Origin of the sequence: Trebonia sp. (genome assembly GCF_049794275.1) — a bacterium.
In the GTDB taxonomy this organism is placed as follows: domain Bacteria; phylum Actinomycetota; class Actinomycetes; order Streptosporangiales; family Streptosporangiaceae; genus Trebonia.
On record NZ_JBARCR010000093.1, the window covers coordinates 1 to 13,413 of the forward strand.

Genomic DNA, 13,413 nt, shown 5'->3' on the forward strand with positions numbered 1-13,413 from the left:
GGGACGTGTCACGGACCTCGCGGGCCTTCTCGCCGAAGATCGCCCTCAGCAGGCGCTCTTCCGGCGTGAGCTCGGTCTCGCCCTTGGGCGTGACCTTGCCGACCAGGATGTCGCCGTTGACGACCTCGGCGCCGATCCGGATGATGCCGCGCTCGTCGAGGTCGGCGAGGACCTCATCGGAGACGTTCGGGATGTCCCGCGTGATCTCCTCAGGACCGAGCTTGGTGTCCCGGGCGTCGACCTCGTGCTCCTCGATGTGAATACTCGACAGCACGTCGTCCTGCACAAGGCGCTGCGACAGGATGATCGCGTCCTCGTAGTTGTGACCCTCCCACGGCATGAAGGCGACGAGCAGGTTCTTGCCCAGCGCCATCTCGCCGTCGTCGGTGCACGGACCGTCCGCCAGGACCTGGCGCTCCTCGACCCGCTGCCCCTCTTCCACGATGGGCTTCTGGTTGAAGCAGGTGCCCTGGTTGGACCGGCGGAACTTCTGCACGTGGTACGTGGTCCTGGTGCCGTCGTCGTTCAGCACGGTCACGTAGTCCGCGCAGGACTCCTCGACCACGCCCGCCTTCTCCGCGAGGATGACGTCGCCAGCGTCGGTCGCGGCACGGTACTCCATGCCGGTGCCGACGAGCGGCGACTCGGACCGCAGCAGCGGCACGGACTGCCGCTGCATGTTGGACCCCATCAGCGCCCGGTTAGCGTCGTCGTGCTCGAGGAACGGGATCATGGCGGTGGCCACGGACACCATCTGGCGCGCGGACACGTCCATGTAGTCGACCTCGTCCGGCGGGATCTGGTCAACCTCGCCGCCCTTGCGGCGGACAAGCACCCGGTTGGTCCCGAAGGAGCCATCGTCGTTGACCGGCGTGTTCGCCTGCGCGATGACGTGCCGGTCCTCCTCGTCCGCGGTCAGGTAGTCGATCTGGTCGGTCACCTTGCCGTCGGTCACCTTGCGGTACGGCGTCTCGACGAAGCCGAACGCGTTGACGCGGGCGTACGACGACAGGGACCCGATCAGGCCGATGTTCGGGCCTTCAGGGGTCTCGATCGGGCACATCCGGCCGTAGTGCGACGGGTGCACGTCACGAACCTCGAACCCGGCCCGCTCACGGCTCAGGCCACCGGGGCCGAGTGCCGACAGCCGGCGCTTGTGGGTAAGGCCGGCCAGCGGGTTGGTCTGGTCCATGAACTGCGACAGCTGGCTGGTGCCGAAGAACTCCTTGATCGACGCCACCACCGGGCGGATGTTGATCAGGGTCTGCGGCGTGATCGCCTCGACGTCCTGCGTCGTCATTCGCTCGCGGACGACGCGCTCCATCCGGGCCAGGCCCAGCCGGACCTGGTTCTGGATGAGCTCGCCGACGGTACGCAGCCGCCGGTTGCCGAAGTGGTCGATGTCGTCGGTCTCGAGCACGATGGTGCGGTCGGCGCGGGTGAGCTCTTCCTCACCGGCGTGCAGCCGGACCAGGTACTCGATCGTGGAGACGATGTCTTCCTCGGTCAGCGTGCCCTGCCGGATCGGCAGCTCGAGGCCCAGCTTCCTGTTCACCTTGTACCGGCCGACCTTGGCCAGGTCGTACCGCTTCGGGTTGAAGTACAGGTTGTCGAGCAGCGCCTGCGCGGACTCCCGCGTCGGCGGCTCGCCGGGGCGCAGCTTGCGGTAGATGTCGAGCAGCGCGTCGTCCTGGCCGGCCGTGTGGTCCTTCTCCAGGGTGGCGCGCATCGACTCGAAGTCGCCGAAGCGCTCGAGGATCTTCGCGTCGTCCCAGCCGAGAGCCTTGAGCAGAACGGTCACGCTCTGCTTGCGCTTGCGGTCGATCCTGACGCCAACGCTGTCCCGCTTGTCGATCTCGAACTCGAGCCACGCGCCCCTGCTCGGGATCACCTTGCAGGAATAGATGTCCTTGTCGCTGGTCTTGTCGACCTGCCGGTCGAAGTACACACCGGGCGACCGCACGAGCTGGCTGACCACCACGCGCTCGGTGCCGTTGATGATGAACGTGCCCTTGTTCGACATGAGCGGGAAATCGCCCATGAAGACGGTCTGGCTCTTGATCTCACCGGTGGTGTTGTTGATGAACTCCGCCGTCACGAACATGGGCGCGGAGTATGTCATGTCCTTGTCCTTGCACTCCTCGGCGGAGTACTTGGGCGGCTCAAACCGGTGGTCTCGGAACGACAGGGACATCGTTCCCGAGAAGTCCTCGATCGGGCTGATCTCTTCGAAGATCTCTTCGAGCCCGGACTGCTCAGGCACGTCCTTGCGCCCGGCCTCCTTGGCGGCCTGGATACGTGCCTTCCACTTGTCGTTGCCGAGCAGCCAGTCAAAAGACTCAGTCTGCAAGGCCAGCAGATCCGGAACCTTCAGGGGTTCGTTGATCCGCGCGAAAGACACGCGGCGGGGACCAAGATTCGTGGCGGAGGCGCTGCGCGATGCTGCCAACAGGGGTCCTTCCGAACTTGTCGCGGAACTTTCACCGCACGCACGCCAAACGCCCCGCGGCAAAACCCCAGAAAGGCGAGAGAGACACCGAGGACGTCAGAGTGCAGCGCAAATGGCCAGTGTAGCCAACGACTGCACTGCTTGTCAACGGTACGCCAATATGTGGTTCACCTTGCTCCGCAGCATCCCCTCTCGGCGACGAAACGTCAAGCCGAAACGGCATGGTTCGGACGGGTTGGCCGCGTGATGGATACCACACGCGTGCGGATGTGTAAGCGACAACAGAGCGGGTATCACAGTTATTCCCGCCCGCAGCGGCGGCGAACCCACTGAACGCCAAGACGCCCCCAGGACGTACCCGGGGGCGTCTTTTCGCAGCGTCTGAGCGCGAGAGCGCCTGACTACTTGACCGTGACGCTGGCGCCGGCGCCCTCGAGGGCAGCCTTGGCCTTGTCCGCGGCCTCCTTGTTGACCTTCTCAAGGACGGTCTTCGGCGCGCCGTCCACCAGGTCCTTGGCCTCCTTGAGGCCCAGGCTGGTCAGCGACCGCACTTCCTTGATGACCTGGATCTTCTTGTCGCCAGCGGCCTCGAGGATGACGTCGAACTCGTCCTGCTCCTCGGCCTGCTCGGCCTCGCCGCCGCCGGTCCCGGCCGGGGCGGCAACGCCGGCGACCGCCACCGGGGCGGCAGCCTTAACGTCGAACGTGTCCTCAAAAGCCTTCACGAACTCGGACAGCTCAAGGAGGGTCATCTCCTTGAACGCGTCGAGCAGGTCGGCGCTGTTGAGCTTCGCCATGATCGTTTCCCTTCGTTCCTTAGTCCTGAGTCTCTGTCTGGGTGTCGCCCGTCTCCGGGCTGGCCTGGGCCGGGGCGCCAGCCTCGGCCTCGAGCTTGGCTCGCAGCGCGTCGGCGAGCAGCGCCATCTGCGTGGGCAGCGCGTTGAACGTCGCCGCCGCGTTCGACATCGACGCCTTCATCGCGCCGGCCAGCTTGGCCAGCAGCACGTCGCGCGGCTCGAGGTCGGCGAGCTTGCCGACTTCCGCCGCGGTCAGCGCCTTGCCGTCGAGCACGCCACCCTTGATCACGAGCAGCGGGTTCGCCTTGGCGAAGTCGAGCAGGCCCTTGGCGGCCTGCGACACGTCCCCGCTGACGAACGCGATCGCGGACGGCCCAGACAGCAGCGGCCCGAGCTCGTCACCCACGCCCGCCTCGGTAGCCGCGATCTTCGTGAGCGTGTTCTTCACGACAGAAAACGTGGCGTTGCCCGCGAGGGAGCCGCGCAGCTCCTTCAGCTGGGCCACGGTCAGCCCGCGGTAGTCGGTGAGCACCGCGCCGCTTGACTCGCGGAACTTGCCGGTGAGCTCTTCCACAGCGGCCGTCTTTTCAGCGTTTGCCATGAGCCTCCTTCCCATATGTCGTCGTCCTGCTAGTCCCGAAGACGACGAACGCCCCGGCGCACGGCGCACGGGGCGGCAGCCGCATTGAAGCGGCTGGGGCTCACGGTCACCTGCGCGGGATGTCCCTACGGAACCTTCGGCCGGCTCTCGCGAGCCGACATCCAGCGGTCTTCGGCAAACACAATCTTACGGTAGGTATACCTGGCGGCCAAATCGCCGCCCGAAAGAGGTTCAAAGAGGTCATCGGGTGTCCTTTGGGACACTATTTACCCGAAACGACACCCGATAGCGACGGCTACCCCTCAATGGGCGATGGCCATGGCCAGACAGCATGATCGTGGGGAGTTCCCAGCGATTATCGCCGAAAACTCCCCACGATCATGGTCTGCGTAAGCGGGGCAGAAGCTACGCGGCCGAGGCGGCCGCATCGTCCTCGGTGAAGCCGCGGGTCCTGTTCGGGTCGACGGGGATGCCGGGCCCCATCGTCGTGGTGAACGTGACCTTCCTCAGGTAGCGGCCCTTGGCCGCGGCCGGCTTGAGCCTGATCACCTCGTCAAGCGCCGCGGCGTAGTTCTGCAGCAGCGCCTTCTTGTCGAACGAGGCCTTGCCGATGATGAAGTGGAGGTTCCCGTGCCGGTCGGTACGGAACTCGATCTTGCCGCCCTTGATGTCGGTGACGGCCTTGCCCACGTCGGGGGTGACGGTCCCGGTCTTCGGGTTCGGCATCAGGCCGCGCGGGCCGAGCACCCGGCCGAGCCTGCCGACCTTGCCCATCAGGTCCGGCGTCGCGACCACCGCGTCGAAGTCCAGGAAGCCGCCCTGGATCCGCTCGATCAGGTCATCGGAACCCACGAAGTCGGCCCCGGCCGCCTCCGCCTCCGCCGCGCGGGGGCCGGTCGCGAACACCAGGACGCGAGCCGTCTTGCCGGTGCCGTTCGGCAGGTTGACGGTGCCGCGGACCATCTGGTCCTGCTTGCGCGGGTCGACGCCGAGCCGGAGGTTCACCTCGACGGTCGGGTCGAACTTGGTCACCTGGGTCGCCTTGGCGAGCTCCACGGCCTGGCCTGGGCTGTACAGCTGCTCGTGGTCGATCTTCTCCGCGGCGTTCTGGTACGCCTTGCTGCGCTTCATAATGCGTCTCCTTAGTGGAGGTTGTGGTCATCGGGACCCGCGCGAGGTCCTGCCACTTTCCTTTATTCAGAACGTAGGCGGCCGTCTCCCGGCCGCCGTTTAACCTTCGACCTTGATGCCCATCGAACGGGCGGTGCCCGCGATGATCTTCGCGGCGGCCTCGATGTCGTTCGCGTTCAGGTCGGGCATCTTGGTTTCCGCGATCTGGCGCACCTGCGCCGCGGTCAGCGAGCCGACCTTGACCGTGTGCGGCGTCGCGCTGCCCTTGTCGACGCCGGCGGCCTTCTTGATCAGCTCGGGCGCGGGCGGCGTCTTCGTGATGAACGTGAACGACCGGTCCTCGTAAATCGAGATCTCGACCGGGATGATGTTGCCTCGCTGGGATTCGGTCGCGGCGTTGTACTGCCGGACGAAATCCATGATGTTGACGCCGTGCGGGCCCAGCGCGGTGCCGACGGGCGGCGCCGGGGTGGCCGCGCCCGCGGGCAGCTGCACCTTGACGACGGCAGCGAGCCTCTTTCTACGTGGCGGCATGGTGGTGGTATTTCCTCTCAGATCTTCGACACTTGGTCAAACGACAGTTCCACGGGCGTCTCCCTGCCGAAGATCGACACGAGCACCCGCAGCTTCTGCGTGACCGGGTTGACCTCGTTCACGGTTGCGGGAAGCGTCGCGAACGGTCCGTCCATAACGGTAACCGACTCGCCGACTTCGTATTCCGGAGACACCTTCTTGGCGGCCGCCGCTTGCGCCTGGGTTTCCGCGGGGGCCGGCGCCAGCAGCGTGGCAACCTCGCTGAGCGGCAGCGGCGACGGGCGGCTCGACAGGCCGACGAAGCCGGTAACGCCAGGGGTGTTCCTGACCACGGCCCAGGACTCGTCGGTGAGGTCCATCCGGACCAGGATGTAGCCGGGCAGCACCTTCTCGTTGACCGTCTGCTTCTTGCCGCTCTTGATCTCGGTCACCTGATGGGTCGGGACCTCGATCTGGAAGATGTAGTCCTCCATGTTGAGCGACGTGATACGGCTCTCCAGGTTGGTCTTCACCCGGTTCTCGTAACCGGCGTAGGAGTGCACCACGTACCAGTCGCCGGGCAGCATGCGCAGTTCGCGGTTGAATTCGGCGACCGCGTCGATCTCCTCGGCAGGCTCCGCGTCGGCCTCCTCGGCAGGCTCTGCTTCGGCGCCCTCGCCGTGCTCGGCAGGCTCCGCCGCAGCGCCCTCGCCGTTCTCGCTGACCAGGGCGTCTGCTTCGGCTGGCTCGTCAGCGGAGCTGGAAGTCTCGTCGGTCACGTCGGCTTCCTCCCCATCCACTGCGCCGGTCGCCGCGTAGTCATCGGTGTGTAGTTGGGACTCGGACACGGTCACTCACTCTCTTGTTCTGCTCGCTGGGCCAGCGCTCACCAGGCCACTCGCCCCGCGAGGAAACCCCGGTGATCATCGTCCCACGCTGCGTGCACGCTACGCGGGGCCGCCCGGGGGCATCCCGGATCTCGCGCTAGCCGAAGACCCAGAACATCAGCTTGGTGAACCCGTAGTCGAGCGTCAGGACGATCGTGCTCATGAAGACGATGAACACAATCGCCACGGCCGTATAGGTCGCGAGCTCGTTACGGGTCGGCCAGATCACCTTCCGGAGTTCCGATGCCACCTGCCTGGTGAACAAGGCGGGCGTCGTCCGGTCCTGCTTGGAGGCACGGCCGGACCCGCCGCGTCGCTCCGCGCCCTGGCCTCGCGTCTGGGTTGCCATGTCCTCACCTATGCAGAACTGAACGGAACACCACGCGCGGGCCGGCCAGACCACGGTGGTCCAGCAGGTCAGCGCTGGCAGGGCAGGAGGGACTCGAACCCCCAACCGCCGGTTTTGGAGACCGGGACTCTACCAATTGAGCTACTGCCCTCCGGTTTGCAATCACCAGAGTGTACGCCGAACGCACCACTTGCGTCGAACCGAAGCGTTCACGCGCCCCGGGAGACCAAACCAGTTGCAGGGCCTCCAGCGGGAGGTGACACCATGTATGCATGCCAACCACGAGAATATCGGCCCGCATATCGGCCATCTCCGAATCCGCGACCCTGGCCGTAGATGCGAAAGCCAAGGCGCTGAAGGCGGCCGGACGGCCGGTCATCGGGTTCGGCGCAGGCGAGCCCGATTTCCCGACGCCTGACTACATCGTCGAGGCCGCCAGGCAGGCGACGGCGGAGCCGCGGTTCCACAAGTACACCCCGGCCGCCGGCCTGCCTGAGCTGCGCAAGGCCATCGCCGAGAAGACCGCCCGCGACTCCGGGTACACGGTGACCGCGGACCAGGTGCTCGTCACCAACGGCGGCAAGCAGGCCGTGTACCAGACGTTCGCCACGCTGCTCGACGAGGGCGACGAAGCACTGCTGCCCGCCCCGTACTGGACCACTTACCCGGAGTCGATCGGGCTGGCCGGCGGCAAGTCCGTCATCGTGCCCACCGACGAGACCACCGGTTACCTGGCCTCGGTCGAGGACCTCGATGCGGCGTGCACCGAGCGCACCAAGCTGCTCGTGTTCGTCTCCCCGTCCAACCCGACCGGCGCCGTCTACTCGCCCGAGCAGGTCAGGGCCATCGGCGAGTGGGCCGCCGCCAGGGGCATCTGGGTGGTCACCGACGAGATCTACGAGCACCTGGTCTACGGCGACGCGACGTTCTCCTCTATTCCGGTCCAGGCGCCGGAGATCGCCGACCGGTGCGTCGTGCTCAACGGCGTGGCCAAGACGTACGCCATGACCGGCTGGCGGGTCGGCTGGATGATCGGCCCCAAGGACGTGATCAAGGCCGCGACGAACCTGCAGAGCCACGCGACCTCGAACGTGGCGAACGTCTCACAGGCGGCGGCGCTTGCCGCGGTGTCCGGCGACTTGTCCGCGGTCGCGGCCATGAGAGAGGCCTTCGACCGGCGCAGGAAGACGATCGTCCGGATGCTCAACGAGATCCCCGGGGTCACCTGCCCGGAGCCGCTCGGCGCGTTCTACGCCTACCCGAGCGTCAAGGGAGTGCTCGGCAAGGAGATCGCCGGGCAGCGGCCGCAGACGTCGGCTGAGCTGGCCAGCCTGATCTTGGACGAAGCCGAAGTCGCGGTTGTTCCTGGGGAAGCGTTCGGGACGCCTGGCTACTTCCGGATGTCCTATGCGCTCGGGGACGCGGATCTGGAAGAGGGCGTCACCCGCATCGGTAAATTGCTCGCTGACGCTCGGTAGGTGGGGTCGCAGGGCTTCTCCCCTAGAGTCGTAGGGCAATGACGCATGATCTGAAAGCGCTGCCCAAGGCGCATCTGCATTTGCATCTCACTGGCGCTATGCGCCATTCGACGCTGGTCGAGCTCGCGCGGACGCATCGGGTGTCGTTGCCGCCTGCGCTTACGCAGGATTGGCCGCCGCAGTTGTCTGCGACCGATGAGCGTGGCTGGTTTCGGTTTCAGCGGCTCTATGACACCGCGCGGTCTGTGCTTAGGACTGCTGATGACTTGTACCGGGTTGTCAGGGAGATCGCCGAGGATGAGGTCGCCGAAGGGTCGCGGTGGCTGGAGTTGCAAGCCGACCCCTCCGGCTACACCGCCAGGTACGGCAGCATTACCGCCTTTACTGAGTTGCTGCTTGACGCGGCCGCTGTCGCCGCGCAGGCGACAGGCGTGGGGATCGCGATCATCATCGCGGCTAACCGGACCCGGCATCCGTTGGATGCCCGGACGCTGGCGCGGCTTGCTGTGCAGTTCGCCGGGCGGGGCGTAGTTGGGTTCGGGCTGTCGAATGACGAGCGGCGAGGGCCTGCCGAGGATTTCGAGCGGGCGTTTGGCATCGCGGGGCGGGCGGGCCTGCTGCTCGTGCCGCACGCCGGCGAACTGCTCGGCGCGGCCAGCGTGACTGCGGCGCTGGACCGGCTGCGCGCCGACCGGATCGGGCACGGCGTCCGGGCGGTCGAAGACCCGGAGGTTGTCAAGCGGCTCGCCGCCGCCGACGTGACCCTGGAGGTCTGCCCGTCGTCTAACGTCGGGCTCGGGGTTGCGCCGAATGCGGCCGCTGTCCCGGTCCGCACCCTCTTCGAGGCCGGGGTACCTGTCGCGCTCGGCGCCGACGACCCGCTGCTCTTCGGGCGCCGCCTGGTTAAGCAGTACGAGATCGCCCGCGACGTGCACGGCTTCACTCCGCAGGAGCTGGCCGACGTCGCCCGGATGTCCGTCCTCGGCTCCGCCGCCCCCGACTCGGTCCGCACCCGCCTGCTCGCTGCCATCGACGCCTGGCTGAACTCCTGAGCCTCGCTCAACCCCGGCCCCGAGCCCCCACCCTCGGGCCCGAAGGTGGTCGATGTGACATCGTCCACGCTCTTTGGTGGTCGATGCGACATCGTCGACGTTGGAACGTGGCGCGTTACGTGGTCGATGCGACATCGTCCACGTTTGGGGTGGGTGACATAGGTGGTCGATGGGCCATCGTCCCCACTCTTTGGCGGTCGATGGACCATCGACCGCCTATGGATGGTGGCGGTAGGGGGTAGCGAGCGACGTTAGAGGGTCGCGCCGATCAGGGTGGGTTCTGGGTCCAGCGTGACGCCGAAGGTCGCGCGGACGCCGTCGCGGATCTCGCGGGCCAGGGTGAGCAGGTCCGTCGTGGTCGCGCCGCCGGCGTTGATCAGGGCGAGCGTGTGCTTGGATGACACCCGCGCCCGGCCGGGCGCGCCATAGCCCTTGCCGAAGCCTGCGTGCTCGATCAGCCACGCAGCGGGCACCTTGACCTTGTCCCCGGCGTCGAACCTGGGCACTGGCACGGGCGCCGCGGCCGTCACCCGGGCGAACTGCTCCGCGTCGAGCAGCGGGTTCGTGAAGAAGGAGCCCGCGCTCCTGGTGTCCGGGTCGCCGGGGTTGAGCACCATTCCCTTGCGCGCCCTTATCTTCAGCACTCCGGAACGGACCTCGCCGACTCCCGCGCGCTCCCCCATGCGCACGTCGAGCTCGGCCGCGAGTTCGGCGTACTTCACCGGCATCGACAGCGTGTCCCTGGTGAGGCGGAACGTCACGGCGAGCACCGCGTACCGCGCCGGGTGCTGCTTGAAGAAGCTGGTGCGGTAGGCGAAGTGGCACGATCCGTTCGGAATGACCTGAATCTGACTTGTCCGCCGGTCGAATACCCGCACGCTCGTGATGACCTCAGCCACCTCATGCCCGTAGGCGCCGACATTCTGGATCGGAGTGGCCCCGGCGCGGCCAGGGATGCCGGACAGGCATTCGACGCCCGCGAGTCCCTCGGCCACCACGGCCGCCGCCACGTCGTCCCAGTCCTCGCCCGCCGCGACCGTGACGTCGACGTGGCCGTCGGCGGCCGCCGCGTAGCCGACACCGCGGGTGTTCACGTGCACGACCGTGCCGGGGAAGCCCTCGTCGGCGATGACCAGGTTGCTGCCGCCGCCCAGAATCAGGACCGGCTCGCCGGCCGCGTCGGCGGCCTGGACCGCGTCGATCAGGGCGGCTTCGGCCGGAGCGTCGGTAAAGGCCTTCGCCGGGCCGCCGAGGCCGAGCGTCGTATAGTCGGCCAGCAGGGTCACGGGAGGCGGACGACGGCGCGGGAGCGGGTCAGCACCTTCGTGCCGCCGGACCTGGCCACGATGTCGACGGCTACCTTGTTGTCCCCGAGCTTCTCGGTGACCGTGCCGCTGACCTCGATTGTCGCGCCCTGGTCGTCGTCCGGGACCGGGACCATGCCGGAGAACCGGACGCCGAACTCGAGGACCGCGCCGGGGTCACCAGCCCATTCGGTGACGAACTTGCCCGCCTGCGCCATCGTGTACATGCCGTGTGCGATGACGCCGGGCAGGCCGACGGAGCGGGCGAGGCGCTCATTCCAGTGGATGACGTTGAAGTCACCGGATGCCCCGCAGTACTTCACCAGGTCGAGGCGAGTGGCGCGGTAGCTCTTGCCCGGGATCTCGGTGCCGGGCTCCACGTCGGCGTACCTAACCGTCATCGTGCCCTACTTTCCGCGCTCGACCAGCGTGGACTTCGCGGTGCAGACGTGCTCGCCGTCGGTGGTGCTGAGGTCGGTGGACGTCACGAGCATCGACATGGAGCCGACTGCCCTGATCGACTCGACCGTGGTCGTCGCGACCACCACGTCGCCAGCCTGCAGCGGGCGGCTGTGGCTGAAGCTCTCCTCGCCGTGCACGACCATCGAATAGTCGAGCCCGAGGCCCGGCTCTGAGTGCATGGAGGCGGTCGACGCCATGGCGATCACGATCGCCAGCGTCGGCGGCGCGATGACGTCGGGATACCCGGCCCGCTGGGCGGCGGCCTTGTCCCGGCACAGCTCGCTAGGCTCGCCGATCGCATCAGCGAACTCGACGATCTTGACCCGGCTGACCTCGTAGGGCTCGCCTGGCCCGAAAACCCGGCCGACGAACTCCTTGTTCAGGGCCACCTGGCGTCCGGGCCCGCGGTTAGCGGGTCTCGCGGTGCGCCGTGTGGCAGCGGCACCAGGGGCAGTACTTCTTCAGCTCGAGGCGGTCCGGGTCGTTGCGCCGGTTCTTCTTGGTGATGTAGTTACGGCGCTTGCACTCCTGGCAAGCCAGCGTGATCTTCGGCCGGACGTCGGTGGCAGCCACGGTGGAGTGCCTTCCTTTACGACAGTGTGGTGGGACCTGATCGGGTAGCGGAGGCCGGACTTGAACCGGCGACACAGCGATTATGAGCCGCTTGCTCTGCCTGACTGAGCTACTCCGCCATTCGGACCATGTAAGGCTACCCGATCCAGACGGCGCGTGTACGCATCGACGGAGGTCGCAACCCGTTGTCCACAGCCGGACCGCGCTCCCCCGTCACGAATTCCCGCGCTCTATGACGGCGATCCACATGTGCGGAACCAAATGCCCACAGGGCTATCCACAGCCGCGGCCCGCGCCGCTACACCGCGGCGACGGAGTCCCGGACGATCAGCTGCGGTGCCACCGCGTCGGGTACGGCCTCGTCAGGGACCGCCGACGGGTCCTCGGACTTGCGGATCGCGTCCATCAGCATGGCCACGCAGCGCTTGCCGAGCTCATCGAAGGCTTGCCGCACCGTCGTCAGCGGCGGCCAGAAATGCGCCGCCTCCGGGATGTCATCGAAGCCGACCACGCTCACGTCACGGGGCACGTCCAGGCCCGCCTCGCGGAAAGCGTGCATCAGCCCCAGCGCCATCTGGTCGTTCGACGAGAAGACCGCGCTGAACCCCAGTTCCCCGTGTCCCGCCGCCTGGATGAGCGACCGCCCCGCCTGGTACCCCGACTCGGCGGTCCAGTCGCCGTGGGCCGGGGGCAGCACCGGAAGTCCCGAGGAACGGACCTCCGCCTCGTACGCGCGCAGCCTGGATTGCGCGTCGTTCCAGTCCGGCGGGCCCGCGACGTGCACGATGCGCCGGTGCCCTTGCCCGGTGAGGTAGTCCATCACCATCCGCACGCCGGCCCGCTGATCGACGGAAGCGACCGGGATACCGCCCGCGTCCTCCTGTTCCCCCTGCGCCGCCACGATCGGGATGTCCACCGCCAGCGCGGCCAGCCGCGACAGCACGGCGGTCCGCGGCGCCACGATGACGACGCCCTCCACGTCCTGGTTAAGCAGGTCTTCGACGGCCGCCGAGATCGCGTCGGCCGACAGCGACGCGAGATGGGCGACGGTCGCGTAATAGCCCTGTTCGCGCGCCGCGTCCTCGACCGCGCTCACGCTGCTCGCCGGGCCGTAGTGCGACCCGACCGCGGCGGCGAGCACGCCGATCGTCTGCGACCGCCGCATCGACAGCATGCGCGCGGCCCGGCTGGGCCGGAACTGCAGCTCGTCCATGGCGACGAGCACCCTTGTCCTGGTGGCGTCCCGGACGCTGGGATGCCCGTTCAGCACCCGGGAGACCGTCTGGTGCGAGACCCCGGCGAGCCGCGCGACATCGCGAATGCTGGCCGGCCGCGACCTGGCGCCGGTCCTCCTGTGTTGGCTTATGGCGTCCCGCTGCACATCACGAGCATGGCATATCGGACACGGCGGCGGGTGTTCCTAACTGCCCGCCTTTTTTCGCGGCGGGACGCTCGCCAGGAAGCCGGCTATCTCGCCGAACAGCGCGTCGCTGTCGCCGCCGCCCGCGAACCGCAGCGAGTGGTCGCCAGGCTGCTCGAAGTACCGAGCGCCTGCGATCCGTTCGGCCAGGTAGCGGCCGTGAAAGGGCGGCGTTATGCGGTCGCTGAGGCGGTGGATCACCAGTGCCGGCACGTGAATCGACGGCAGCGCGGCGCGGACGTCGATCTCGCGGATCATCGCGGTCATGCGCAGGAACGCGCCGGGGGTGACCGCCAGGCGCTCGAACCGCGCGAACAGCTCGCGGGCGTGCGGGTCGGCGGCCTGGCTCGGCAGGTACCACTCGATGCTGTCGCCGCGGCCCCAGTGGTGCGCCGCG

At 67.6% G+C, this 13,413-nt stretch carries 15 protein-coding genes and 2 tRNA genes; 2 read left to right on the top strand and 15 right to left on the bottom strand.

Annotated features, from left to right (window positions below; translation table 11 throughout):
• From rpoB to WA805_RS02485, 8 genes are all read right to left on the bottom strand, one after another.
• Window positions 1–2,449: DNA-directed RNA polymerase subunit beta (gene rpoB, locus WA805_RS02450; protein ID WP_425241549.1), on the bottom strand; the 2,449-nt coding region annotated here is incomplete at its 3' end.
• Window positions 2,450–2,850: 401 nt separating this feature from the next.
• Window positions 2,851–3,246, bottom strand: a complete 396-nt coding sequence (rplL, locus tag WA805_RS02455) for a 50S ribosomal protein L7/L12 (protein WP_422287018.1) — start codon at window positions 3,244–3,246, stop codon at window positions 2,851–2,853.
• A 19-nt stretch (window positions 3,247–3,265) separates the two neighbouring features.
• Window positions 3,266–3,847 carry a 50S ribosomal protein L10 gene (gene rplJ, locus WA805_RS02460; RefSeq protein ID WP_422281268.1) on the bottom strand — a complete coding sequence of 194 codons (582 nt, stop codon included), beginning with the start codon at window positions 3,845–3,847 and terminating at the stop codon, window positions 3,266–3,268.
• Window positions 3,848–4,252: 405 nt separating this feature from the next.
• On the bottom strand, window positions 4,253–4,978 hold the full coding sequence (gene rplA / locus WA805_RS02465; protein ID WP_422281270.1) for a 50S ribosomal protein L1: 726 nt from the start codon (window positions 4,976–4,978) through the stop codon (window positions 4,253–4,255).
• Window positions 4,979–5,077: 99 nt separating this feature from the next.
• A complete protein-coding gene (gene rplK, locus WA805_RS02470) occupies window positions 5,078–5,512 on the bottom strand; it encodes a 50S ribosomal protein L11 (protein ID WP_422281272.1) in 435 nt (144 codons plus the stop codon).
• Between the two features lie 17 nt (window positions 5,513–5,529).
• The gene (gene nusG / locus WA805_RS02475) at window positions 5,530–6,339 is read right to left on the bottom strand and encodes a transcription termination/antitermination protein NusG (protein WP_422281278.1); all 810 of its coding nucleotides are present in this window, start codon (window positions 6,337–6,339) and stop codon (window positions 5,530–5,532) included.
• Window positions 6,340–6,475: 136 nt separating this feature from the next.
• Complete coding sequence (secE, locus tag WA805_RS02480) at window positions 6,476–6,727, bottom strand: preprotein translocase subunit SecE (RefSeq protein ID WP_422281274.1); 252 nt, start codon at window positions 6,725–6,727, stop codon at window positions 6,476–6,478.
• Between the two features lie 75 nt (window positions 6,728–6,802).
• A tRNA-Trp gene (locus WA805_RS02485) sits at window positions 6,803–6,878 on the bottom strand.
• A gap of 121 nt (window positions 6,879–6,999) precedes the next feature.
• Here WA805_RS02485 and WA805_RS02490 point away from each other — a divergent pair.
• The gene (locus tag WA805_RS02490; protein WP_422281276.1) at window positions 7,000–8,205 is read left to right on the top strand and encodes a pyridoxal phosphate-dependent aminotransferase; all 1,206 of its coding nucleotides are present in this window, start codon (window positions 7,000–7,002) and stop codon (window positions 8,203–8,205) included.
• Window positions 8,206–8,243: 38 nt separating this feature from the next.
• Window positions 8,244–9,257, top strand: a complete 1,014-nt coding sequence (locus tag WA805_RS02495) for an adenosine deaminase (RefSeq protein ID WP_424559480.1) — start codon at window positions 8,244–8,246, stop codon at window positions 9,255–9,257.
• 251 nt (window positions 9,258–9,508) lie between these two features.
• Here WA805_RS02495 and WA805_RS02500 read toward each other — a convergent pair whose 3' ends face one another.
• The 7 genes from WA805_RS02500 to WA805_RS02530 all read right to left on the bottom strand — a co-directional run.
• Window positions 9,509–10,543 carry a UDP-N-acetylmuramate dehydrogenase gene (locus WA805_RS02500; protein ID WP_425241550.1) on the bottom strand — a complete coding sequence of 345 codons (1,035 nt, stop codon included), beginning with the start codon at window positions 10,541–10,543 and terminating at the stop codon, window positions 9,509–9,511.
• A complete protein-coding gene (locus WA805_RS02505; RefSeq protein WP_422274951.1) occupies window positions 10,540–10,962 on the bottom strand; it encodes a MaoC family dehydratase in 423 nt (140 codons plus the stop codon). The genes WA805_RS02500 and WA805_RS02505 overlap by 4 nt, the downstream gene beginning before the upstream one ends.
• Before the next feature lie 6 nt (window positions 10,963–10,968).
• Window positions 10,969–11,412: a MaoC family dehydratase N-terminal domain-containing protein gene (locus WA805_RS02510; RefSeq protein ID WP_422338039.1), complete on the bottom strand. Its 444-nt coding sequence runs from the start codon at window positions 11,410–11,412 to the stop codon at window positions 10,969–10,971.
• Between the two features lie 19 nt (window positions 11,413–11,431).
• Window positions 11,432–11,596: a 50S ribosomal protein L33 gene (rpmG, locus tag WA805_RS02515; RefSeq protein WP_422274947.1), complete on the bottom strand. Its 165-nt coding sequence runs from the start codon at window positions 11,594–11,596 to the stop codon at window positions 11,432–11,434.
• Between the two features lie 45 nt (window positions 11,597–11,641).
• Window positions 11,642–11,715 (bottom strand) — tRNA-Met (locus tag WA805_RS02520).
• A gap of 179 nt (window positions 11,716–11,894) precedes the next feature.
• Entirely contained in the window at window positions 11,895–12,977 is a 1,083-nt protein-coding gene (locus WA805_RS02525; RefSeq protein ID WP_422274945.1) for a LacI family DNA-binding transcriptional regulator, read from the bottom strand.
• A 39-nt stretch (window positions 12,978–13,016) separates the two neighbouring features.
• Window positions 13,017–13,413, bottom strand: a 397-nt coding sequence (locus WA805_RS02530) for an alpha/beta fold hydrolase (RefSeq protein WP_425241551.1), incomplete at its 5' end; no start/stop codon positions are given.